The organism is Absicoccus sp., from assembly GCF_034090965.1.
In the GTDB taxonomy this organism is placed as follows: domain Bacteria; phylum Bacillota_I; class Bacilli_A; order Erysipelotrichales; family Erysipelotrichaceae; genus Absicoccus; species Absicoccus intestinalis.
Genome location: NZ_JAXDRQ010000066.1, coordinates 21,835 through 44,582, shown reverse-complemented (window position 1 = coordinate 44,582; position 22,748 = coordinate 21,835). Strand labels below are relative to the sequence as shown.

The following is a 22,748-nucleotide window of genomic DNA, read 5'->3' as shown; positions in this document are numbered from 1 at the left end:
GTTCTCTCATTTATGTTAAGATGGTTGTAGTTCATGGGATTCTCCTTGATAAATGTTTGTTTTCTCACTCACATTTTATCATTGAACCCATGGACTTTTTTAATTCTTATAGGCTGTTGCACTTATTATGATAATTTATCTCATGAAAAAAACGCAGATTGCTCTGCGTCATTATGCTTTTTTTATACGTGGTGCTAATGATTCCATCAATAAAGGAACCAAGATCAAACCAATAATGGTTGTTGGTACCATGTACCAGGCTTGATAAATAATGGATCCCATCCATGTGGTCTTATAGAAGACAACCCCACTAATGGTTGAAGAAAGAAAACGAATGAGATTGGTGATCAATACCCCGGAATAAAAGTATTTATAATTGGGAAATAAACAAGCCAAACCATATACGCTAAAGGCAATGAAGTAATCCAATAAGAATTGGGTAAAGCCCAATAGATACATCCTTCCAGTCACGAATTGGCAGAATACACTGACGATCGCAACGACTGTACCTTTCTTCCATCCTAAATGATAGCTAGCCAATAATAAAGCGATGGTAGAAACACCAAGGCTACCACCTTGTGGCATTTGTAAGAAACCCAAGGTATTGATAAACATATCCAATACCATAAATAGGGCTACATAAAATGCCATCAAAACAAGATCTTTCACTGATAAATCTTTCATAAAAAAAACACCTCCATTGAGGCGCAAGGAACTTAAAGACTTTAAGACTCCCTACGCTAGTATTACCTAGATCAGGTCATAAGGGATCGCACTGCATCTCAGTCCTGGTGGACACCCCTGTCTTGACAGTCCATATCATAAGCTATTTTATCTATTTCTTCAATATATAATAATTAATTTCTGGTTTGGCTCCATAACGAACATCCAAATTGGTACAACCAACTCCCGTTGAAATGTCGTAGTCAAAACTCAAATCCGTCGAATGACTCCGATTTAATTTCGAGGCTCCCGAAACCGTTTTATAAGGCCCAATCAAAGGGAAAGTAATCTGGGTGCCATGGGAATGGCCAGCCCATGCCAAAGAAATATGTTTGGAAGCCAACGAACTATCGACCAAAATGTCTGGTTTGTGACAAACCAATAGATTAAAGGTTTTGGAAGATAGTTTTTGTGTTGCACTGGAAATCCCATTTGTATTGGATAGACCAATGAAACGAATCCCTGAAGAGCTCCCATTATACAAGCTGACTTGACGATTATCTAACACTTCAACTTGGGCTTTTTTATACATCTTCTTTAATTCAGCTTTATGGCTTTGATCCTTTTCGCCCCAAACCGCAAATTTACCTAGTGGAGCTTGGATCTCCTTAAATTTCTTTAAAATATAGTTTTGTGTTTTCGTATCAAAGGTCGTATTCGTGTCCAATACATCGCCGCCAAAGATCAGAATATCGGGATTTAATTCTTTGATTTGGGAAAACACACGATCACATCGTTCTTTGTTTTCAAATGACCCATATTGTAGATCAGTAAAATAGAGAATGGATACATCCTTCATGGAAGTAGGAATTCTATCATCTTTTATGGTTCGATAATTCACAGCTAATTCACTGGGTTCATATTGAATGGCATGATATAAAGAAACATCAAAACCAATGACGATCACCAATAAAACAACGATGATGGCCAAAAGACGTTTTTGCCAACGATGCATGGATTCCACCTCCTATCCATCGATTCTATCAAAAAAAGAAGATCATAGCTAATCTTCTTTCACTTTTTCTCTCGGTTTTGAACGGTGCGATTTGCGTTTCTTCGCCAATTCTTCCATGGTCTTTCTGGAATTGATGATTACTGGGATCACGATTGGATTTCGATGGGTCTTCTTATATAAGAACGGCTCCAATGTCGAACGCACACAATTCTTTAATTCACCAAATGTGGTTTTTTCTTTCATTTGTTCCTGCAAAGATTTTCCAACGATAAAACTTGCTTCTTTCATCAATCCTTGTGAATCTTTGATGAACACAAAACCACGTGACAAGATCACAGGGGGTGCCAATAAGGTATTGGTTTTGGAATCGATTGCGATCACGACAGCAACCATACCATTTTCCGCTAAGATCCGGCGATCTTTTAAGACGGCAGTGGAAAGACCCGAAACATCATTGCCATCCACATAGATATCATCCCCCTGGAATCGCCAATTGCTTGGTAAGACTTGATGATCTCGTAAGATCAAGATATCACCATTGGCACAAATAAACGTGTTTTCTGATGGGATGCCCGTATCGATGGCTGTTTGACGGTGGTGCATCAACATCTTAAATTCACCATGCACAGGCATGAAATACTTTGGCTTGATCAATTGGATCATCAATTTTTGTTCCTTTTGCGAAGCATGGCCTGTTGTATGCAAGTTATTCAAAATGGATTTGGTTAAAACTTTTGCACCAGCTCTAAATAAGTTATCGACCACTCGATTGACACTGTCTTCATTACCCGGAATGGGATTCGAAGAGAAAACAATCGTATCTCCTGGTTTTAAGTGAATATGTTTATGGGTTCCATTCGCAATGCGGCTTAAGGCAGCCAATGGCTCTCCTTGCGATCCTGTACAAATAATACAAACCTTATCATCTGGTGTATGAGCCAGTTCTTCTGGTTTCAACATTTGCGAATTTTTAATCTTGATCGTACCCATCTTACGACCAATATCAACGACATTTTCCATGCTTCGACCAAAGACGATCACCTTTCGATGACACTTGACCGCAGCTTCCATAATTTGCGCGACCCGATACACATTGGATGCAAATGTTGCGACGATCAAACGACTCTCTGTATTGTTGCGCATGATGTCCAATACTTCTTTGGCAACAACACGTTCCGAAATAGACATTTCTTCTACTCCCGAGTTGGTCGAGTCACTCATTAATAAATCCGGTTGGCTTGCACCAATAAAGGCCATTTTTTGATAGTCAGCATTCGTACCCACTGGTGTGAAATCAAACTTGAAATCACCGGTTTCTACCACACGACCATTTGGCGTGTTGATTAAGACGCCCAACGAATCGGGTATGGAATGAATCGTATTAAAAAAGCCAATTTGGAAATATTTGGTTTGAATATTCGAGTCTTCATTGACTTCAATGATCTTGGTGTGTTCCAAACCTTTGTGTTCATTGAGTTTTTTTAATATCAAAGCTTTCGCAAACCGAGGCGCATAGATCGCATCGATCTTTACTTGTTTTAATAAAAAGGGAATTCCTCCAATATGATCTTCGTGACCATGGGTGATCACTAAAATCTTGTGTTTTTTATTCATGCGAATCAAATGATGATAATCAGGGATGACATAGTCGACACCGAGCAAATCATCGTCTGGAAATAAAACGCCACAATCAATGATACAAATTTCATTGTCATGTTCGAAGCAGTACATGTTCTTACCGACTTCGCCCAAGCCACCAAGGGCATAGATCAAAGTGTCGTTTTTTTCTACAGAATATGTCTTTCGATTGATCGCATGCCGATTATTATAATCTTGTAGTTTTGGCATGTTGACCTCTTTCTTTTGTATTAATTTTATACCAAGTATAGCCGAAAAAAAAGCAGAATTAAATGACTTCTGCTTCTGGATCTGCCTTCCAAGGATCATTTGGATCAATTCGATCATAAAATAATATGCCAGATAAATGATCAATTTCATGTTGGAGGGCAATCGCAAAATAACCATTGGCCGAAATAACGGTCTTTTTATCCTGGACCAGATCATAACCACGCACTTTAATTCGTGCATGACGGTAGACATGGCCGGGATGCTCTTCTTTGACCGATAGACAACCTTCACCACCATTTAAGTATCCATTTTGCACGGATTCGGAAATGATCTTGGGATTGGCCAATGCCACTTCATGGATACCATCTTCTTCGGGAACGACCACGGCCAGTAATTGTTTGGGAATGCCCAATTGAATCGCAGCAATGCCAACGGCAGGTTGTAATCCTTCCGCTTGGGCTATTTCTTCATCTTGCGAATCCTTTACATACTGCAACATGGCTTGAAGCAGTTGTCGATCTTCATCCGACAGGGGCAAATCGACCGGTAGGCTTTTTTCACGTATTCTTGGATCGGAATCCAAGATGATATCTTCCATTGTTAGTTTCATCTTCTCACCTTCGTCCTTATTCTAAAGCAAATTTGTCTTCCTGACAATTTATTTGAACGAGGCATGTCCAAATATGTTAGAATGATTGTTACTGAAGGAGGATGTATGGCTCGAATTCGTAAAATCGCCATGGATCGACGATTGACTTGGTTGGTTGTCGCTTTAATGGTTTTTGGCAGTATCATGATCGTTTCTACGGATGTAGGTCAAACAACATCCGATGCCAACATCGTTTGGCGAACGATTGCCCATCAGTGCATGTTTTGCGGCATTAGTTTGGTCATCATGTATATATTTTTTCGCTATTTTTCTTTTCGTTTATTTAATCGTCTGCAACCACTCTTGTCGGTGTTTTTCCTCGGCTTGATGTTGCTTCCTTTCTTATTCAGTGCCTCGGGTGGCTCGCATGCCTGGATCCGCTTGGGAAGCTTTTCCATTCAACCCGCTGAATTTGTGAAACCCTTTATGGTCTTATTGGCAGCCAATGCCATTAATCGAACCAAAAAAGAAAAAGAACTCTTACGCTCTTTTAACGATCTTTTTAAAGTGCCCAATCTCATGATTGCTTTATTCGCCATTGAATTGATCCTTCAAAAAGATTTAGGAACATTGTCCATATTGATCATGACCTATCTGGTTTGTGTGGAAATCCCGACCTTTCCGGTATTGAAGAAAATACAGAATCGCATCATTGCCGCTTTGTTGGTGTTGGTCGTATTGGGAGTAGGCCTCTTTTTTGTCACGGACCTCGGAACCAATATCATTGCCAAGACCCCTTTTTCGCATGTGGCTACACGAATTGAAAATGCGAAGAATCCCTACAATGATATCTATGGAGAAGGGTATCAGCCCGCCAACTCTCTTTATGCGATTGGCTCTTCCAATGTGATTGGGAAAGGATTGGGCGAATCCAGTCGGAAATACGGCTATTTGACCCAAGCTGATAACGATTATATCTTGGCCGTTGTCTTGGAAGAAACCGGTATCATCGGATTGGGTCTGATCATTCTTATGTATATCTTATTATTAGGTCGCTTGTTGTATTATGCGTTTCGAACCAATGATCTCGCTTATAAGGTCATTCTGGGGGGAACAGCCACCTATATTTTTATGCACTTTTTCTTAAACGTTGGAGGTGTGACGGCATTGATGCCATTTACCGGTGTTCCTTTATTATTTATTTCCAGTGGTGGATCCAGTTTGATGTCGGTTTGTATGGCGTTGGGAATTTGTCAAAGCTGTATTGGCTATATTCGTGTCAAGGAGATGCATCGATGAGGATCGTTAGTGGGAAATATGGTTCGCGCCGTTTGGAAAGTGTACCTGGCCAAGGCACCCGTCCCACGGCTGATAAAGTAAAAGGCGCTATTTTTTCAAGCTTAGGCAATCAATTTGATGGTGGGCGTTTTTTAGATTGTTACAGTGGAACAGGCAATATGGCTTTAGAAGCTTTATCACGCGGAATGGATGAAGCAGTTTGTGTGGATAAAAACATCAAAGCCATTCAGACCATCAAAAAAAATGTTGCCTTGTTGCAAGTGGAAGCACAGTGTCAGATCATTCGTGGAGATATCTTTTCCGTATTGGATCGATTGAGTCAGCCGTTTGATTTGATCTATATCGATCCACCCTATGCCAAACAAAAAAATGCATTGTTGATTGAACAATTGCGTCAACATCAATTACTAAAAGATACATCGATCATTGTGGTGGAAAGTGATGAAAAAGATGACTTTCCCCATCAAATTGTTGATTTTGTGATTTGGAAAACAAAATCGTATCGCAATACGAAAATTACCTATTATCGAAAGGAGAAATAAGCATGCCAACAGCCATTTTTTGTGGTGCCTTTGATCCGGTCACCAAGGGTCATATAGATCTGATTGAACGAGCCAGTACGCTCTTTGATCATTTGTATGTCTTTGTGGCACCAAATTCAGAAAAACATCAAGTCTTTAGTGCGGAAAGACGTCTAGCTTGGCTAAAACAAGCTTGTATGGCATATCCCAACGTTTCTTGTCGCATTCAAAAAGGATTGACCGTTGATGCGGCTCGATCGGTGCATGCGAAATATTTGATCCGAGGCATGCGCAACAGCCAAGATTTTGAATATGAACTAAACATGGCAACCATGAATCGATCCATCGATGATCATTTGGAAACCATTTGCCTTTTCACAAAACCGGAACATATGTTTTGTTCCAGTTCCAATGTACGTGAATTGTTACGATATCATTTAGATATTTCAGCCTTTGTACCCGATTGTGTACGAAGGGATCTAGAAGGAGGAACCCATGAAGACATTGAGTGAATGGATGCATAGCCAAGGCTATGAAACCAAGAATGAAGAATTATATTTGGAAGCATGTACGCATTCGAGCTATGCGAATGAACATGCCAACGATCCCATTGATAATAATGAACGATTGGAATTCATGGGAGATGCCGTTTTGCAGATATGGAGCTCGGATCAATTGATCCATATGCAGCCAAAACTGCATGAAGGCCAAATGACCACATTACGAGCGCAAACGGTTTGTGAAGCGACTTTGGCTAAATTAAATGATCAATTGGGATGGTATGAATTCTTACGCTTAGGTGTTGGTGAGATCAAAACGGGAGGTCGCCGCCGTCGTTCGATCATGGCTGATCAATTTGAAGCTTGTATTGGGGCTATCTATTTGGATCAAGGCTATGCGGTTTGTGATGAAATTCTGACAAAAGTGATGAAACCAGAATTTTCCCAACCCAAAAGTGAAGATGTGACCGATTATAAGACGCATCTTCAAGAAGTGATCCAAGCCGATAGTCGCAAGACCATTCAATATCGTTTATTAGAGGAAACGGGTCCAAGCAATGCGCCAACATTTACCATGGGAGTCTACTTGGATGATATTTTATTAGGAAAAGGAACATCCGGAACCAAGAAAAAAGCCGAACAAAAAGCAGCCAAAGATGCCTTTGAAAAAATGGCGAAGTAGAGGCAGATCATGTCCGATATGTATGAACTGTTAGAAAAATATTTGTCCCCAGATTGTTTGTCCTATTTTGAAAAAGCCCAAAGCTTTCAACCGCCAATCTATCATGCCATCCAGAATTGTTTGGAACTATCGATCCAAGTGGAACAAGTCTTGCCTTTTGAGGTGTATCGACAAACGTGTCATGAATTGAAAGTAGCCTTACATACCGATATTACGCTCCACATTCAAGCCAAAGATCCGGTATGTGCCATGAGTGATCTCGATCTTTATGTGGAACGTATTGTTGCCAGTCATCATGAATACCAAGCTTTTTGGTATTTGCATCCTTTTATGGAAAAGGATGTCGTTTGTTTTGCGACCCATGATGAAAGTCGTTTGGCCCAGCTCAAACGAGGCTTGCCATCCTTAGAAAACGAGTTGGCCACATTTGGCATTGCGATGGAATTTGTCTGTCGATTGAGCGAAGAGGAAGAAGAAATCGAAACCAAAGAGATGGCTTTGCCAAAAATAGAAAAACCGGTTGTTTCGACGCCTAAAAATAAATACATCAAAGATGTGATTGCTTCATCGATTGGTGATTTGCGTGTCGGTATGCACAATGTAGCGATAGAAGGGCATATCTTTTCGGTTGAAAATCGGGTATTGAAATCCAAACGAACGTTACAAGAACTGTATATCAGCGATTATCAAGATGCGATCGTTGCCAAACGTTTTGAAGGAAAACGCTGTTCGATCGATGAGATCAATGCCGTCAAAAATGGGCAGACCGTACGCTTGACGGGCGAAGTTGTCTATGACAATTATTCCAAATGTGATAGTTTTATGATTTCAAAATTGGAAGCCATCCCCGCTAAAAAAAGAGAAGATACAGCCAAAGAAAAACGAATCGAATGGCATGTCCATTCCAACTTTAGTGAAATGGATGGTGTTGCTGCCATTGAAGATTATATTCAAACCGCCTATGACTGGGGCATGGAAGCCATTGGCGTATGTGATCACGATGTCGTGCAAGCTTTTCCTTTTGCCCAGCATAAAGTAGAAGCTTTGATGAAACAAGATCCCAATCGTTCGTTTCAGATGTTGTATGGCTGTGAAATGAATATGGTCGATACCCATTTTCAAGTGGTGACCAATAATGATCATCGATCCTTGGAACAAACGACCATTGTCTCTTTTGACTTAGAAACAACTGGTTTATCACAGCGATTGGATAAGATCATTGAATTTGGTGCGGTAAAGATGGTCAATCGTGAAGTGGTGGATCGAAAACAATTATTTATCAATCCCCAAATGGCTATTCCAGCCGATATTTCAAATTTAACGCATATCACGCAAAAAGACGTGGAAAATGCGAAACCCATCGATCAAGTATTGGATGAATTATTGGATTGGATCGGAGATGCCGTCTTAGTTGCACATAATGGTTCTTTTGATTTGGGATTTATGAATGCGGCTTGTCGTGCTTGTGGCAAACCAGAAATGACCAATCCGATGATCGATACGTTGCCATTGGCACAATTGATGATGGATATGAAAGGCTATCGTTTAGGTGCGGTTTGTCGTCATTATGGTGTTGCCTATGATGGGGAAGGGGCCCATCGTGCCGATTATGATGCGGAAGTCTTGAGTCGTTGTTTTTGTTGTATGTGGAATGAATGGGGACCCGATGCGACATTGGATACATTGGAACACATACCAAGCGAAGATAAATGGTTTAAAAAACATCCCAGTCATATTACGGTCTTTGCGAAAAATAAAGCAGGCCTAAAAGAATTATTTGAATTGGTGACCATGTCCCATACAAAGTATTTAGCTTATAATAAAAATTCCAATACGAGTTTAGCGCATCCGCGTATTGTGAAACACGAACTTCAAAAATATCATGAAAAGGGCAATTTGCTCTTTGGTACGAGTTGCCAAAATGGTGAAATTTTTGATTTGGCCCATACACGCAGTGAAGCGGAATTAGAAAAGGCCTTGGCTTTTTATGACTATGTGGAGATCCAGCCCTTGGATTGTTACCGGAATTTATTGGATCGACATGCCCTTCATTCGGTGGATGATCTGAAAAAAGTCTTGCATTTTATCATGGATAAAGCAGAGGCGATGGATATTCCAATCCTTGCTTCGAGCGATGCCCATTATGTTGAGCCGCATGACAAACGGATTCGCGATATCTATATCAATGCGAAAGCCATTGGTGGGCAACGACATCCATTGTATGTTTATAATACACAAGCTCGGAAGATGTCTTCGGCCCCGAATCAACATTTGCGTACAACCGATGAAATGTTAAAGGAAATGAGTTGGCTGGGTGAAGAAAAAGCGTATCAATATGTGATCGTCAATCCGAAACGATTAAAGGAAAGTTGTGATGAGATCTTTCCCATTCATGATAAATTGTATCCACCAGAAATTGAAGGATCGGATGAGAAATTACGCAAGATTTGTTTTCAAACCGCTCATGCGATGTATGGAGAACAATTGCCGGAAATTGTAGACAAACGATTGACACGTGAATTGGATAGTATCATTGGCCATGGCTATTATGTGGTTTACTATATTTCTCATTTATTGGTCAAAAAAAGTAATGATGATGGATATATTGTTGGTTCGCGAGGATCGGTCGGGTCTTCGTTTGCGGCAACAATGTCGGGAATTACGGAAGTCAATCCATTGATCCCACATTATTATTGTCCACATTGTCATCATTATGAATTCTTAGAAGAAGGCACGGTCAGTTCGGGATTTGATCTGCCCGATAAAGAATGTCCAGTTTGTCATCATCCCATGAAAGGGGATGGCCAAGATATCCCCTTTGAGACTTTCTTAGGTTTCGAAGGCGATAAAGTTCCGGATATTGATTTGAATTTTAGTGGTGATTATCAGCCGGTTGCACATAATTATTGTAAGGAAGTATTTGGTGCCGATCATGCCTTTCGAGCTGGAACTGTCGGTACGGTAGCCGAAAAGACCGCGTATGGGTATGTCAAAGGATACGAAGAAGAGATGGAGATCGAACCGTTTTCGGATGTCAAACGAGTCGATCTGGCCAAGAGTTGTGAAGGTGTCAAACGAACGACAGGGCAGCATCCAGCCGGTATCATCGTGGTGCCTGAAGATATGGATATTCATGATTTTACGCCAGTTCAATATCCGGCCAATGATCCGCATGCGACTTGGTTGACTACGCATTTTGATTTCCATCAGATCCATGATAATATCTTGAAATTTGATATTTTAGGTCATGTGGATCCAACGGCGATGAAAATGTTAGAAAACATGACTGGCATCGATGTCACGACATTACCGATGAATGATCAGGCGACCATGGCTATTTTTAGTTCCGTTGATTCGTTGCATATTGATACGACGCGATATGATCAAATCACCGGTGCGGCGGGGATTCCTGAATTTGGTACACCCTTTGTACGAGGAATCTTGGAAAAGACTCGACCAACGACCTTTTCGGAGTTGGTCACTATTTCCGGTTTGAGTCATGGTACCGATGTATGGCTTGGCAATGCCGAAGCTTTGATTGATGCCGGAACGTGCAAATTAAGTGAGGTCATTGGTTGTCGTGATGATATCATGGTCGAATTGATGGGGTATGGCATGAAGCCAAAATTGGCCTTCCAGATCATGGAGTTTGTGCGTAAGGGCAAAGGCTTGAAAGAAGAATGGATCAAGGAGATGAAGGCATGTAACGTGCCGGATTGGTTCATTGAGTCTTGTTTGAAGATCAAGTACATGTTCCCAAAAGCCCATGCGGTGGCCTATGTCATGATGGCGGTGCGCATTGCGTGGTTCAAGGTACATCGTCCGATTGCGTATTATTGTATGTTCTTTAGTATTCGTTGTGATGCCTATGATATTGCGACTATGATCAGTGGGGAACAGGCCATTCGTCAGAAAATGACGGAAATCAAGAAAAAAGAAAAAGAAGCGCCCAAAGAAGTGACAAAAAAAGATCGAGATATCTATTCGACCTTGGAATTGGCATTGGAAATGTTTTGTCGAGGATATCGGTTTTCCAATATGAGCATCACTCGCAGTGACGCGACAGACTTTATTCAAGATCCAGAAGATGAAAAGAGCATCATTCCACCTTTTACGGCTTTGGATGGTTTGGGAGCCAATGTGGGTCGTTCCATTGTTAAAGCACGAAAGGAGCGTCCGTTCTTATCCAAAGAGGATCTTATCAATCGAACCCAATTATCGAATTCATTATTAAAGACCATGGATAGCATGGGTGTGACCGAAGGATTGGATGAAGAAAATCAGATGACGTTATTTTAGTCATCTGATTGTTTTTGTATATAGGAAATATAGGCATTCGCAATGTCTTTACAAATGGTTTTGCGATAGATGGCTTGTTCTAGGTCTTTCAGTTCGTTTTCATTGGTGATAAATCCCACCTCGATCAACATGGATGGAATGGATAACTGATCCACGACATACAATGGATAATTGGTGGTGGTTTCGATGCCACGATCATATTCCCAACCGGATTGCGATAGATTCTCTGCCATTGTCTTATAGATGGCTTTGGATGCTTTGTCACTGCTTTTGACATAGGCCGTATAGCCATAGGCTGAGGCATCGGCCGAATTAAAATGGATAGATATATAATAGTCGGCTTCTTGTTCTTTGGCAATCTTTACACGCGCTTTCAAGTCTTTGGATACGTTTGATGGCCACGAAACCGTATCGGAGGTTCGGGTATAGACAACGCGAATATTTTCATCCGACGCTTCGATGTATTTGCCAATTTGTTTGGCATAGGCAAGGGTGAGTGCTTTTTCATAGGTGCCATCTGCCGCAATGGCGCCGGTATCATAACCTCCATGTCCGGCATCAATGCATACAACGATCGCATTGTTTTGATAATCGAGATAGCGGATCAAACCAATGCCAATGACCAATACAAGACAGAGCAGGACGACAAGAATTTTTTTCATTTGTTGATTCATATGTAGGATATATTACACCCATATGCTTTAAATGAAATTTAAATTTTTTTAACAACTGAAAAAAACGATTTCTTTCATGGAAAGGTAAAGACAGAAGTAGGGGAATCAGTTATAATATTCATAAAACGGAGGTCATTTCAATGAGAGATAATGAAATGTTTGATATCATTGCCCAAGAAGAACAACGACAATTGGACAATGTAGAATTGATTGCGAGTGAAAATTTCGTATCCAGAGAAGTTCGGCAAGCGCAGGGTTCGGTATTGACCAATAAATATGCGGAAGGGTTGCCAGGTCATCGTTATTATGGTGGTTGTGTCAATGTGGACAAAGCTGAACAATTAACGAAAGATCGTGCCATGAAATTATTTGGTGCCGAATTTGTGAATGTACAGCCGCATTCAGGGGCACAAGCCAATATGGCTGTATACAATACGATCCTACAACCCGGTGATATTGTGATGGGAATGAATCTAACATCGGGTGGTCATTTAACGCATGGTTCCAGTGTCAATTTTTCAGGGAAACTTTATCATTTCATTGAATACAATGTGAATAAAGAAACAGAACGAATTGATTATGATGAATTGGAGCACATGGCCATGGTCATCAAACCAAAATTGATCGTAGCGGGTGCGTCTGCGTATCCACGAATCATTGATTTTGAGCGTTTTGGTGAAATCGCCCATAAATGTGGTGCCTATTTGATGGTAGATATGGCTCATATTGCCGGATTGGTTGCGTGTGGACTGCATCCAAGCCCTATTCCATATGCGGATTTTGTAACAACAACGACCCATAAAACTTTGCGTGGCCCTCGTGGTGGTATGGTTTTCTGCAAAGAAGAATTTGGTAAGAAATTAAATTCATCCATTTTCCCAGGTCTACAAGGAGGACCATTGGAACATGTCATTGCGGCTAAGGGTGTATGTTTATATGAAGCGATGCAGCCAGGTTTTAAGACTTATATGGAACAAACGTTGAAGAATGTACAAGTCATGGTCAAAGGCTTCCAGGATGCGGGTTATCGTTTGGTTTCTGGTGGTAGTGACAATCATTTGTTGTTGGTGGATCTAAAAGGTTCGAAAGGTATGACTGGTAAACGGGGTGAATATCTATTGGATCTGGCTGGTATTACCGTGAATAAAAATACCATTCCATTTGAAACGGAAAAACCATTTGTGACTTCTGGTTTACGTATTGGTGCGGCTGCCATGACGTCTCGTGGTTTCAAAGAAGCGGAATTTGAAAAAGTCATTCATTGGATCGTCGATGTTTTGGATCACGATGATGAAGACTATGCAAAGCGTGTACGTGAAGATGTTGTGGCTTTGACTCGTCAATTCCCGGCAGAGGCGCAAATTTAATGCGTCTGATTGCCATTGGCAAGAATAAAGATCGTAGTCTGCAACAATTACAGAAAGAATATATAAAGCGTTTATCCTCGTTTGATACCATGGAGATCGTAGAAGTAAAAGATGAACCGAATGTGCATACCGATCGGGATAAAGAAGTGGAATTGATCAAAGAGAAGGAAGGTTTGCGTGTCTTAGACAAGATCAAACCTTCGGATTGGGTGATTCTTTTGGATCTGAAGGGGAAGATGTTGGATAGTATTGATTTTGCTCATAAAATGCAAGGGTGGCAAGATCAAGGGGCACATCTGGTCTTTGTGATTGCGGGATCATTAGGTCCTTCGCAAGCTTTGATCGACCGGGCGGATTTTCGTTGGAAATTATCCGATCTAACGTTTACGCATTTGATGACAAGGATCCTTGTTTTAGAACAGGTCTATCGGGCGTTCATGATCAATCATCATCGTCAATATCATAAGTAAATAAGGATACGTTTTGTGTTATTTTCGCTGTAAGAAAGGGGATTATGGTTTAGGGGATACCATGAAATTATATAGGGGATTGATTTGTGTCAATATTGTTTTTGCATGTTTGATCTTATTTGAGATCATTGGTTATGCTTGGTTGATGCATAAACAGCCAAGTTTAGCTTGGCAATTGGATATCGTATGCATCGTTGGTTGTGTGATCGATATCATTTGGTGTGTACATGCATGGATCGAGGAGCGTTAAAGATGGCTCCTCGTTTTCTTTTTGTGAAGTTTTACACGAACGTCTAGGAAAACCCAAAATCAAGTGTTATAATAAATACGCATATTTATACAGTAGGAGGAGTTTAAATGGCAAAAAGAACTGTAAAAGACCTTGATGTAAATGGAAAAAAGGTCCTTGTACGTGTTGACTTCAACGTACCAAGACAAGATGGTGTGATCACGGATGATAACCGTATTCAAATGGCTCTGCCAACGATCAAGTATTTAGTTGAAAACAATGCGAAAGTCGTATTATTCTCACATTTAGGTAAAGTAAAAACAGAAGAAGACAAAGCAAAGAACAATTTGGAATGTGCTGCTGCTCGTTTACAAGAATTATTGCCAGATACAAAAGTAAGTTTCTGCCCAGAAACGAGAGGGGCTACATTGGAAAATGCCGTAGCTGCTTTGAAAGATGGCGAAATCTTAGTTGTTCAAAATACACGTTATGAACCAGGTGAATCGAAGAACGATCCTGAATTAGGAAAATATTGGGCAAGCTTAGGCGATGTATTTGTGGAAGATGCTTTTGGATCTGTGCATAGAGCGCATGCATCTACGGTTGGTATCCCAACAAACTTAAAAGAAAATGCGATTGGTTTCTTGGTAGAAAAAGAAGTAACCATGTTAGGTAAGGCTGTAGACAATCCTGTTCATCCATTCATTGCAATCATTGGTGGATCAAAAGTTTCCAGCAAGATCGATGTCATCGATAACTTATTGAAGAAAGCCGATAAAGTCATCATTGGTGGTGGAATGGCTTACACATTCTCTGCTGCGCAAGGTGGTAAGATTGGTGATTCTTTAGTTGAAGAAGATAAGATCGATTTAGCGAAAGAATATCTTGAAAAAGCAGGTGACAAATTGGTATTGCCAGTTGATAATGTGATCGCCGATGCTTTCTCAGAAGATGCAAATACACAATATGCCGATGCTGGTCAAATTCCAGATGGATGGCAAGGATTGGATATTGGTCCAAAATCGGTTGAATTGTTCAAAGAAACATTGGCTGGTGCCAAAACCGTAGTTTGGAATGGACCTATGGGTGTATTCGAAATGAAGAAATTTGCGAAAGGTACAGAAGAAATCTGTAAAGCCATTTCGGAATTACCAGATGCAATTACTGTCATCGGTGGTGGAGATTCTGCTGCAGCCGCAAAACAATTAGGATATGCAGACAAATTCTCTCATGTATCCACTGGTGGGGGTGCTTCACTTGAATATATGGAAGGTAAGACATTACCAGGTATCGCAATCATTAGCGATAAAGACTAATTATTAAAGGAGACGAATCAATCATGGCAAGAAAACCAATTATTGTTGGAAACTGGAAAATGAATAAAAATAATGCGGAAACCAAAGCATTCTTTGAAAAAGTCGATGCGGTTGCCGCAACCGATACAGCTACATATGGAATCGGTGCTCCATTCACTGATTTACGTACAGCTTTAGACAACGCAAAAAATTTGATCGTTGCTGCTGAAAACTGCCACTTTGAAGATTCTGGTGCTTTCACTGGTGAAGTATCTGTTCCAATGTTGGAAGAATTAGGTATCAAATGGTGCATTATTGGTCACTCGGAACGTCGTCAAATGTTTGGTGATACGGATGAAACCGTCAACAAAAAAGCACATCGTTTGATCAAAGCCGGTATTACCCCTATTTTATGTATTGGTGAAACGGAAGAACAATATGATGCAGGTCAATCGGCTCAAGTTATCAAAGAGGAATTAAAAGGTTCTTTGGCTGGTTTAGCACCAGAAGCCGTTGCGAAAATGGTCATTGCGTATGAACCAATTTGGGCAATTGGTACAGGTAAGAGTGCTTCGGTTGAAATCGCTGAAAATTGCTGCAAGACAGTTCGTGATACTGTTCGTGAATTGTTTGGTGATCAAGCAGCCGATGAAGTACGTATTCAATATGGTGGAAGTGTAAAACCAAATAATGTTGTGGAATATATGGCGCAACCAGATATTGATGGTGCATTAATTGGTGGGGCTTCTTTGAAAGAAGATAGTTTCATTGAAATTATTGAAAAAACAAAATAGTTGAAAGTAGCGGACTTGGCGAATTGTCGAGCCCGCTTTTTTTATTGGCTTTATCAACAATTTGATTTAAAAATGGAACCAGGAAGTGCTCTTGGTCAACTTGCAAACATTGTCTATCTATGTTAAATTGGTACTGTACAATTAAAAAACCGATAGGGGGGTCATAATATGAACTTTGTAGAAAATAATGGAAAGAAGGTTGCCGCGATCTTATGTGTTGCCTCTGCACTACCCGTTGTTGGAACAATTTATGCAATGGAATCACAACCTGGATGGCATGGTGACAAATATGTAAAAAAAGATCGTACGATTGCAAAAAACAGTTGGGTAACTTCCAATAAAAAAGCCATTTATTTAGATAAAGATGGAAAAGCCGACACCGAAAAAGCATATAATGCAAGTGCGACAGCTCTTTCGAATGATACTATTGCTACAGTTGCTGACAGTGTAAAAGCATCGACTGTAGAAGCTGTAGACACAGAATCAAGCCGTTTAGATGATACTACACAAGCAACGGAATCGGTGGCTAAAACGGATGTTGCAGATACAACGGTTGTTGCTGCTGTTGTTGATGAAACAAACAAAGCAGATTCGACAAATCTATTGGAGAAAGCAGCTTCTACCAGTGATGTTGTATCTACACCTGTAGTTAATGAAGATACGCAAAGTACGATTACGACTCCAGTCAGCGATCAAACCACAACGATCGTAGAGCAACCAACAACGCCAGTTGATACTACCCAAACCACAGCACCTGTTGATAATACCCAAACAACCACACTGGTACAACCTGCAGCACCTGCAGATAATACGCAAACAACAACGCCGACAACACCGGCGGATAATACGCAAACAACCACACCGGTACAACCTGCAGATAATACGCAAACGACAACACCTACTACACCTGCTGACAATACCCAGACAACGCAAAATAGTTCTTTCAATGAACGCGTTGCGCAGGCTGCTTTAGCTGAGATTGGTGAACACGAATGGTGTACCAATACGGCAACGGATGCATTGAATGCAGCAGCTGGTAGTGAAGTTTATGGTGTATATTGGCCGGATCAATACCAAAGCTTAGGAACGGTATTTACCGATCGTTCTTTGTTGCAACCAGGTAACTTGGTTTATTATGCGAATGATGGCCGTGCCGGCTCAGAGGGCGTAGTCGTTCCGGATCACATTGCCGTTTATGTTGGTAATGATACAGTTGTCAATGGTGGTTGGGGCTATACAGCCAATGTGGCAGCTTCCAACATTGATGTTCCAGCTGGAACCCAATATTATATTGCCATTAATCAATAATTGATAAGGCCTGGTAACACCCAGGCTTTTTTTGTGTTTGGATTGTGGTATCATAGAAATTATGAAAAAATAGAAAAGCGAACACACAAAATAGGGGTGGACGCAAATAGAGAGGAAAATTTATTATGCGAATTGGTCAATCCATTGATATTCATCAACTTGTGGCTGGTCGACCATTGATCTTAGGTGGGGTTCCCATTCCTTGTGAGAAGGGCTTATTGGGACATTCTGATGCCGATGTCTTGGTTCATGCGATTGGGGAAAGTATTCTCGGTGCTTTGGCATTGGGTGATCTCGGCAAGCATTTTCCCGATACGGATCCTCGATATAAAGATATGGATAGTATGAAGATCCTAGCCAAGATCTATGAGATGATGAAAGAAAAGAAATACCATATTGGCAATGTAGATGCGACCATTTTGGCGGAAAAGCCGAAAATGGCACCATATATTCAACAGATGCGGCAAAATATATCTGATTGTTTACATTGTTCGATGGATCAAATTTCCATCAAGGCCACGCGTGGCGAAAAAATGGGATTTGTTGGGAAAGAAGAAGGCATGGTCGCCATGAGCATCTGCCTATTGGAGGAAGAATGCGCGTCGTAGTTCAAAGAGTATCACATGCTACTTGTACGGTGGATGGACAAGTTACCGGAAGCATACAAGAAGGCTTTCTTGTCTTGGTTGGATTTGCACCGAATGATACCCAAGCCATTGTGGATAAAATGATTCATAAAATCATCAATCTACGTGTATTTGGTGATGAAAATGGTAAAATGAACTTGTCGATCCAAGCCATCAACGGCGCGATCTTATCCATTTCGCAATTTACTTTATATGCTGATTGTAAAAAAGGCAATCGACCTAGTTTTGTGAAAGCAGCCAAACCAGATATCGCGATTCCGCTGTATGATTCTTTCAATGCCTCTTTACAAGCCAAAGGCATTGATGTTCAAACGGGGATATTTGGTGCGGATATGAAAATTGATTTGTGTAACGATGGGCCAGTGACCATTGTTTTAGACAGTGAGGAGATATGTAAATGAAAACAATTTGGGGAAATGAATTAGCCAAAGAAGTGAAGGACTCGATTCGATCCGAAGTGGATCACATCAAAGCCAATGGCCGACGCTTGCCGGTGTTAGCGGTTGTTTTGGTGGGGGACAATCCAGCTAGTCAGTCGTATGTTCGTTCCAAAGCGAATGCTTGCATCAGTGTGGGCATGGAAAATCGAACGATCACATTGGATGGCGATATTTCACAAGCCGAATTATTGGCCACAGTCAGAGCATTAAATGCCGATGACAAGGTGGATGGCATTTTGGTCCAATTGCCTTTGCCTAAGCATTTAGATGCAGATTCGGTGATCATGGCTATTGATCCATCCAAAGATGTCGATGGGCTCCATCCTCTCAATGCGGGAAATCTATTAACAGGTCGGCCTGGATTTGTTCCTTGTACGCCCAAAGGCATCATGTATATGTTGAAATCCGTTGGCCTAGAAGATCTGGCCGGAAAACGAGCTGTTGTTTGTGGTCGATCCAATCTAGTGGGAAAGCCTGTTGCGTTGTTGCTGCAAAATCAAAATGCGACCGTTACGATCGTCCATTCGAAAACGCCAGATATCGAATCCATCTGTTCCCAAGCGGATGTGCTTGTGGTTGCGATGGGACGTCCGAAAATGGTGAAAGCTTCCTGGGTCAAAGCAGGAGCAGTCGTGATCGATGTAGGCATCAATCGGATGGAAAACGGCAAACTTTGTGGTGATGTTGATTTTGATGCTGTCAAAGATAAAGTTTCGGCAATCTCTCCGGTACCAAAAGGGGTAGGACCAATGACCGTATGTATGTTGTTAGCGAATACCTTGGAAGCCTATCGGAATCATGAAAGAGGATAAGGATCATGGAAGAAAAAAATTATGATCTAGGCGATATCATCGAAATGAAAAAGGAGCATCCTTGTCATAAATCCAAACAATGGAAAATCATTCGAATGGGTGCTGATATTCGAGTGAAATGTCTAGGTTGTGGCGCCAGTGTTTTAATGCCACGTTCAAAATTTGAAAAGCGTTTAAAACGCGTTGTATCGAAAGGAAATCAATAATTATGTCATTAACTGCAGGAATTGTGGGCCTACCCAATGTAGGTAAGTCGACTCTATTTAATGCAATCACCAATTCACAAGTGGAAGCGGCCAATTATCCATTCGCAACCATTGATCCCAATGTCGGTGTGGTTGAGGTACCGGATCATCGCATTGATCGTTTGGTGGAATTGTTTCATCCCAAAAAAACCATCTATACAACTTTTGAATTTACCGATATTGCGGGTCTAGTTAAAGGAGCCAGCAAAGGGGAAGGATTGGGAAATCAATTTTTATCCAACATCCGTTTGACCGATGCGATTTGTCATGTCGTGCGTTGTTTTGATGATGCGAACATCACCCATGTCGAAAATTCGATCGATCCCGTGCGGGATGTGGAAATCATCAACTTAGAACTGGTCATGGCAGATCTACAAACCGTGGAAAATCGAATTTCTAAGGTAGAACGAAAAGCAATCACGACCAAGACCAAAGATGCTCTGGAAGAAATGGATCTTCTCAATCGATTAAAAGCGGTCTTGGAACAAGGACAACCAGCTCGTAGTGTCGAAGTGGATGATGAACAAGCTGCCTTCTTAAAAACATACAATTTATTGAGTACCAAACCGGTGATCTATGTAGCCAATATGGATGAAGAAGGCATTGTAGATCCCGAAACCAATCCCTATTATCAAGCTTTAAAAGCCTATGCACAGAAGGACAATGCACAAATCGTGCCTTTGTGTGCCAAGATCGAAGAAGATCTATCGAGTTTATCGGCTGAAGAAAAAGATGAATTCTTAAACGATTTGGGTTTACCCCATAGTGGTTTGGATGCTTTGATCCAAAAAGCGTATGCGGTATTGGATCTGCAAACCTTTTTAACAGCTGGTGAAGATGAATGTCGTGCTTGGACCTTTAAAAAAGGGATGAAAGCACCGGAATGTGCAGGCATCATCCATACCGATTTTCAGCGTGGTTTTATTCGAGCAGAAGTGTATTCTTTCGATGATATTGACCAATTAGAAACAGAAGCTGCCATTCGTGAAGCCGGTCGTTTACGTTTGGAAGGAAAAGACTATGTGATGCAAGATGGGGATGTCGTACATTTCCGCTTTAATGTGTAGGTGATATGTTGTCGATACAATCCATATGTATTCGTGTGATCGCGGTCATTCTAGCCATGGGCATTCATGAAAGTGCACATGGTTTGGTTTCTTATTGGTTTGGTGATCCAACCGCGAAGGAAGAAGGGCGATTGACCTTAAATCCATTGGCCCATGTCGATTGGGCGGGGTTGTTGTGTTTGTTGGTGTTTCGTTTTGGTTGGGCCAAACCCGTACCCGTAGATCCTCGTTATTATAAAGATCCCAAAACGGGAATGATATGGACGGCTTTTGCAGGGCCCATTGCCAATTTTTTATTGGCCTTGGTATCGATCATCCTTTATTATGGATGTGTCAAAGCCAATGTGGAAAGTACGTTTGTGTTATCGCTTCTTTCATCCATTGCGGTATTATCCATTGGTTTTGGTGTCTTTAATTTATTGCCCATTCCGCCATTGGATGGATCGAAGATCTTATTTGCGTTTTTACCATTGGATAAATATATCCGCTTTACGCAAGGATCCAATGTCATGATGATCGTTTTCATCTTATTGATTTCTTCGGGCATTCTGGATGGACCATTGATGCGAATGGTAAGCAATAGCATTGATCTTTTTTCTCATTGGGCAATTGTCCTTTGGGGTTTATAAAAGCAGGCATCCTCCTAGGGGAGGATGTTTTTTTTACTTAAGAGGAAGTGTTAATAGACCAAATGGATAAAAATAAGACAATATTTTCAGAAAATAAATGAAAAATATTGTCTTACGCTTGAAACCACAGAAAATTGATTGTATCATTTTGGTATATTTTTATGAGAGAGGGAGGCTCTAAGATGAAAGGCAAATTTATTAAGCTTTTAGCAAGTGCTGCTATGGCAACAAGCTTGTTAGCTGGTTGTTCAAGTGGCAGTGGTGCGCAAGCACAAACGTATAAGAAAGGGGATACGGTCAAACTTGGTTTGAACTTTGAGTTGACAGGTAGTGTTGCCAGCTATGGTAAAGCCGAATACAACGGTGCTAAATTGGCCATCAAGCAATACAATGCCAAAAAAGGTCATAAATATAAGATCAAGTATGAATCGCAAGACGATAAAGGTGATGCGGCTGAAAGTACCAAAGCAGCCCAGAAGCTAATCACAGAAGATGGTGTAGCCGCTCTGATTGGTCCAGCTACTTCGAGTGCTTCGATTGCGACGTATCAAACCGCAACCGATAATAAAGTACCTGTCATTTCGCCATCGGCAACACAACAAGGTGCTATGGAAAATGACGGAAAAGTCTATGACTATGCATTCCGTGTATGTTTCGAAGATTCGTATCAAGCCAGTGCGATGGCCAAATTTGCGAGTCAGAATTTAGGCAAGAAACGTGCCGTTGTCATCAACGAAGTCAGTGACTATGGAAAAGGTCTAGCGGATACATTTACGAAAAAGTTCAAAAGCTATGGTGGTGAAGTTGTAGCTACTGAATCGTACAATGCTGGTGATACAGATTTTGCTTCGATCATCACGAAAGTACAAAAACAAGATTTTGATGTCATGTATTTAGCGGGTTATTATACCGAATGTGGTTTGATCATCAAGCAAGCCAAAGAAGCAGGTGTCAATGCCACGATCTTAGGTGCAGATGGATTTGAATCGGAAGTTCTTGCTAAACAAGCAGGTGCACAAAATTTGAATGATGTGTATTATACAACGGCCTATACGACGGTCAATGCTTCTGATCAATTAAAGGAATTTATCGATGCTTATCATAAAGAATATGGTACAGATCCTAATATGTTCTCGGCATTAGCTTATGATTCAACGAATTTGGTCTTACAAGCATTGGATAAATCCGGTGCCGGTGGTGAAAAATTACAGAAACAAATTAAAAATATCAAGTTCTCAGGTGTTACAGGTACATTTACTTTCGATAAGAAACACTCACCAGTGAAAGCAGTCATGGTCGTTAACCAAGTCAATGGTAAACAAACCGAAGCCGTTCCAGTTACACCAGATAAGTAA

The 22,748-nt window shown here is 40.9% G+C and carries 23 protein-coding genes and 1 riboswitch; of the genes, 18 read left to right on the top strand and 5 right to left on the bottom strand.

From position 1 onward, the window contains the following. Positions 1-171 precede the first annotated feature (171 nt). The 4 genes from SOS22_RS09970 to def all read right to left on the bottom strand — a co-directional run bounded on the left by SOS22_RS09970 (position 172) and on the right by def (position 4,136). Positions 172-684, bottom strand: a complete 513-nt coding sequence (locus tag SOS22_RS09970) for an energy-coupled thiamine transporter ThiT (RefSeq protein WP_320326094.1) — start codon at positions 682-684, stop codon at positions 172-174. A 31-nt stretch (positions 685-715) separates the two neighbouring features. Beyond that, positions 716-813, bottom strand: a riboswitch (TPP riboswitch). Between the two features lie 22 nt (positions 814-835). After that, complete coding sequence (locus SOS22_RS09965) at positions 836-1,678, bottom strand: metallophosphoesterase (RefSeq protein ID WP_320597073.1); 843 nt, start codon at positions 1,676-1,678, stop codon at positions 836-838. 48 nt (positions 1,679-1,726) lie between these two features. Then, positions 1,727-3,526 (bottom strand): ribonuclease J, encoded by a 1,800-nt coding sequence (locus tag SOS22_RS09960; protein WP_320597072.1) that lies wholly within the window; start codon positions 3,524-3,526, stop codon positions 1,727-1,729. A 58-nt stretch (positions 3,527-3,584) separates the two neighbouring features. Then, positions 3,585-4,136, bottom strand: a complete 552-nt coding sequence (gene def / locus SOS22_RS09955; protein WP_320326091.1) for a peptide deformylase — start codon at positions 4,134-4,136, stop codon at positions 3,585-3,587. Between the two features lie 105 nt (positions 4,137-4,241). Here def and SOS22_RS09950 point away from each other — a divergent pair, with 105 nt between their 5' ends. Genes SOS22_RS09950 through SOS22_RS09930 form a run of 5 tightly spaced genes read left to right on the top strand, consistent with a single transcriptional unit; the run spans position 4,242 to position 11,416 of the window. Next, positions 4,242-5,414, top strand: coding sequence for an FtsW/RodA/SpoVE family cell cycle protein (locus SOS22_RS09950; protein ID WP_320597071.1), 1,173 nt, complete (start codon positions 4,242-4,244; stop codon positions 5,412-5,414). Next, the gene (gene rsmD / locus SOS22_RS09945; protein ID WP_320326089.1) at positions 5,411-5,956 is read left to right on the top strand and encodes a 16S rRNA (guanine(966)-N(2))-methyltransferase RsmD; all 546 of its coding nucleotides are present in this window, start codon (positions 5,411-5,413) and stop codon (positions 5,954-5,956) included. Before SOS22_RS09950 ends, rsmD begins: the two co-directional genes overlap by 4 nt. Positions 5,957-5,958: 2 nt before the next feature. Then, on the top strand, positions 5,959-6,447 hold the full coding sequence (coaD, locus tag SOS22_RS09940; RefSeq protein ID WP_320597070.1) for a pantetheine-phosphate adenylyltransferase: 489 nt from the start codon (positions 5,959-5,961) through the stop codon (positions 6,445-6,447). Continuing rightward, positions 6,431-7,117: a ribonuclease III gene (gene rnc, locus SOS22_RS09935; protein ID WP_320326087.1), complete on the top strand. Its 687-nt coding sequence runs from the start codon at positions 6,431-6,433 to the stop codon at positions 7,115-7,117. Before coaD ends, rnc begins: the two co-directional genes overlap by 17 nt. 9 nt (positions 7,118-7,126) lie before the next feature. Next, complete coding sequence (locus tag SOS22_RS09930; RefSeq protein WP_320597069.1) at positions 7,127-11,416, top strand: PolC-type DNA polymerase III; 4,290 nt, start codon at positions 7,127-7,129, stop codon at positions 11,414-11,416. On the opposite strand, the gene SOS22_RS09925 is transcribed toward SOS22_RS09930, so the two are convergent. Beyond that, a complete protein-coding gene (locus SOS22_RS09925) occupies positions 11,413-12,078 on the bottom strand; it encodes an N-acetylmuramoyl-L-alanine amidase (protein ID WP_320597068.1) in 666 nt (221 codons plus the stop codon). The genes SOS22_RS09930 and SOS22_RS09925 overlap by 4 nt on opposite strands. A 152-nt stretch (positions 12,079-12,230) precedes the next feature. Between SOS22_RS09925 and glyA the strand changes: the two genes are divergently transcribed. The 13 genes from glyA to SOS22_RS09860 all read left to right on the top strand — a co-directional run bounded on the left by glyA (position 12,231) and on the right by SOS22_RS09860 (position 22,748). Beyond that, the gene (gene glyA, locus SOS22_RS09920) at positions 12,231-13,457 is read left to right on the top strand and encodes a serine hydroxymethyltransferase (RefSeq protein ID WP_320326084.1); all 1,227 of its coding nucleotides are present in this window, start codon (positions 12,231-12,233) and stop codon (positions 13,455-13,457) included. Then, positions 13,457-13,927: a 23S rRNA (pseudouridine(1915)-N(3))-methyltransferase RlmH gene (locus SOS22_RS09915; protein ID WP_320326083.1), complete on the top strand. Its 471-nt coding sequence runs from the start codon at positions 13,457-13,459 to the stop codon at positions 13,925-13,927. Before glyA ends, SOS22_RS09915 begins: the two co-directional genes overlap by 1 nt. Positions 13,928-13,988: 61 nt before the next feature. After that, positions 13,989-14,177 (top strand): hypothetical protein, encoded by a 189-nt coding sequence (locus SOS22_RS09910; RefSeq protein ID WP_320326082.1) that lies wholly within the window; start codon positions 13,989-13,991, stop codon positions 14,175-14,177. Between the two features lie 107 nt (positions 14,178-14,284). Then, the gene (locus tag SOS22_RS09905) at positions 14,285-15,472 is read left to right on the top strand and encodes a phosphoglycerate kinase (protein ID WP_320597067.1); all 1,188 of its coding nucleotides are present in this window, start codon (positions 14,285-14,287) and stop codon (positions 15,470-15,472) included. A 23-nt stretch (positions 15,473-15,495) separates the two neighbouring features. Further along, positions 15,496-16,245, top strand: a complete 750-nt coding sequence (gene tpiA / locus SOS22_RS09900; RefSeq protein ID WP_320326080.1) for a triose-phosphate isomerase — start codon at positions 15,496-15,498, stop codon at positions 16,243-16,245. Between the two features lie 168 nt (positions 16,246-16,413). Then, positions 16,414-17,553: a hypothetical protein gene (locus SOS22_RS09895; RefSeq protein WP_320597066.1), complete on the top strand. Its 1,140-nt coding sequence runs from the start codon at positions 16,414-16,416 to the stop codon at positions 17,551-17,553. A gap of 122 nt (positions 17,554-17,675) precedes the next feature. Next, complete coding sequence (ispF, locus tag SOS22_RS09890) at positions 17,676-18,161, top strand: 2-C-methyl-D-erythritol 2,4-cyclodiphosphate synthase (protein ID WP_320326096.1); 486 nt, start codon at positions 17,676-17,678, stop codon at positions 18,159-18,161. Beyond that, positions 18,149-18,601, top strand: coding sequence for a D-aminoacyl-tRNA deacylase (gene dtd, locus SOS22_RS09885; protein WP_320597065.1), 453 nt, complete (start codon positions 18,149-18,151; stop codon positions 18,599-18,601). The genes ispF and dtd overlap by 13 nt, the downstream gene beginning before the upstream one ends. Then, the gene (gene folD, locus SOS22_RS09880) at positions 18,598-19,452 is read left to right on the top strand and encodes a bifunctional methylenetetrahydrofolate dehydrogenase/methenyltetrahydrofolate cyclohydrolase FolD (RefSeq protein WP_320597064.1); all 855 of its coding nucleotides are present in this window, start codon (positions 18,598-18,600) and stop codon (positions 19,450-19,452) included. Before dtd ends, folD begins: the two co-directional genes overlap by 4 nt. 5 nt (positions 19,453-19,457) lie before the next feature. Continuing rightward, positions 19,458-19,658 (top strand): DUF951 domain-containing protein, encoded by a 201-nt coding sequence (locus SOS22_RS09875; RefSeq protein ID WP_128519413.1) that lies wholly within the window; start codon positions 19,458-19,460, stop codon positions 19,656-19,658. Between the two features lie 2 nt (positions 19,659-19,660). Next, on the top strand, positions 19,661-20,764 hold the full coding sequence (gene ychF, locus SOS22_RS09870; protein ID WP_320597063.1) for a redox-regulated ATPase YchF: 1,104 nt from the start codon (positions 19,661-19,663) through the stop codon (positions 20,762-20,764). A 5-nt stretch (positions 20,765-20,769) separates the two neighbouring features. After that, positions 20,770-21,393 carry a site-2 protease family protein gene (locus tag SOS22_RS09865; protein ID WP_320326075.1) on the top strand — a complete coding sequence of 208 codons (624 nt, stop codon included), beginning with the start codon at positions 20,770-20,772 and terminating at the stop codon, positions 21,391-21,393. 182 nt (positions 21,394-21,575) lie between these two features. Then, a complete protein-coding gene (locus SOS22_RS09860; protein ID WP_320326074.1) occupies positions 21,576-22,748 on the top strand; it encodes an ABC transporter substrate-binding protein in 1,173 nt (390 codons plus the stop codon).

Bases quoted from the DNA above. Each gene is read 5' to 3' on its own strand.
- tpiA (WP_320326080.1), top strand. From the start codon at position 15,496: ATGGCAAGAAAACCAATTATTGTTGGAAACTGGAAAATGAATAAAAAT.
- SOS22_RS09925 (WP_320597068.1), bottom strand. From the start codon at position 12,078: ATGAAAAAAATTCTTGTCGTCCTGCTCTGTCTTGTATTGGTCATTGGC.
- SOS22_RS09905 (WP_320597067.1), top strand. From the start codon at position 14,285: ATGGCAAAAAGAACTGTAAAAGACCTTGATGTAAATGGAAAAAAGGTC.
- rnc (WP_320326087.1), top strand. From the start codon at position 6,431: ATGAAGACATTGAGTGAATGGATGCATAGCCAAGGCTATGAAACCAAG.
- SOS22_RS09965 (WP_320597073.1), bottom strand. From the start codon at position 1,678: ATGCATCGTTGGCAAAAACGTCTTTTGGCCATCATCGTTGTTTTATTG.
- glyA (WP_320326084.1), top strand. From the start codon at position 12,231: ATGAGAGATAATGAAATGTTTGATATCATTGCCCAAGAAGAACAACGA.
- def (WP_320326091.1), bottom strand. From the start codon at position 4,136: ATGAAACTAACAATGGAAGATATCATCTTGGATTCCGATCCAAGAATA.
- SOS22_RS09910 (WP_320326082.1), top strand. From the start codon at position 13,989: ATGAAATTATATAGGGGATTGATTTGTGTCAATATTGTTTTTGCATGT.
- SOS22_RS09950 (WP_320597071.1), top strand. From the start codon at position 4,242: ATGGCTCGAATTCGTAAAATCGCCATGGATCGACGATTGACTTGGTTG.
- rsmD (WP_320326089.1), top strand. From the start codon at position 5,411: ATGAGGATCGTTAGTGGGAAATATGGTTCGCGCCGTTTGGAAAGTGTA.
- SOS22_RS09930 (WP_320597069.1), top strand. From the start codon at position 7,127: ATGTCCGATATGTATGAACTGTTAGAAAAATATTTGTCCCCAGATTGT.
- SOS22_RS09915 (WP_320326083.1), top strand. From the start codon at position 13,457: ATGCGTCTGATTGCCATTGGCAAGAATAAAGATCGTAGTCTGCAACAA.
- SOS22_RS09970 (WP_320326094.1), bottom strand. From the start codon at position 684: ATGAAAGATTTATCAGTGAAAGATCTTGTTTTGATGGCATTTTATGTA.
- dtd (WP_320597065.1), top strand. From the start codon at position 18,149: ATGCGCGTCGTAGTTCAAAGAGTATCACATGCTACTTGTACGGTGGAT.
- folD (WP_320597064.1), top strand. From the start codon at position 18,598: ATGAAAACAATTTGGGGAAATGAATTAGCCAAAGAAGTGAAGGACTCG.
- SOS22_RS09875 (WP_128519413.1), top strand. From the start codon at position 19,458: ATGGAAGAAAAAAATTATGATCTAGGCGATATCATCGAAATGAAAAAG.
- SOS22_RS09960 (WP_320597072.1), bottom strand. From the start codon at position 3,526: ATGCCAAAACTACAAGATTATAATAATCGGCATGCGATCAATCGAAAG.
- coaD (WP_320597070.1), top strand. From the start codon at position 5,959: ATGCCAACAGCCATTTTTTGTGGTGCCTTTGATCCGGTCACCAAGGGT.
- SOS22_RS09865 (WP_320326075.1), top strand. From the start codon at position 20,770: ATGTTGTCGATACAATCCATATGTATTCGTGTGATCGCGGTCATTCTA.
- SOS22_RS09860 (WP_320326074.1), top strand. From the start codon at position 21,576: ATGAAAGGCAAATTTATTAAGCTTTTAGCAAGTGCTGCTATGGCAACA.
- ychF (WP_320597063.1), top strand. From the start codon at position 19,661: ATGTCATTAACTGCAGGAATTGTGGGCCTACCCAATGTAGGTAAGTCG.
- SOS22_RS09895 (WP_320597066.1), top strand. From the start codon at position 16,414: ATGAACTTTGTAGAAAATAATGGAAAGAAGGTTGCCGCGATCTTATGT.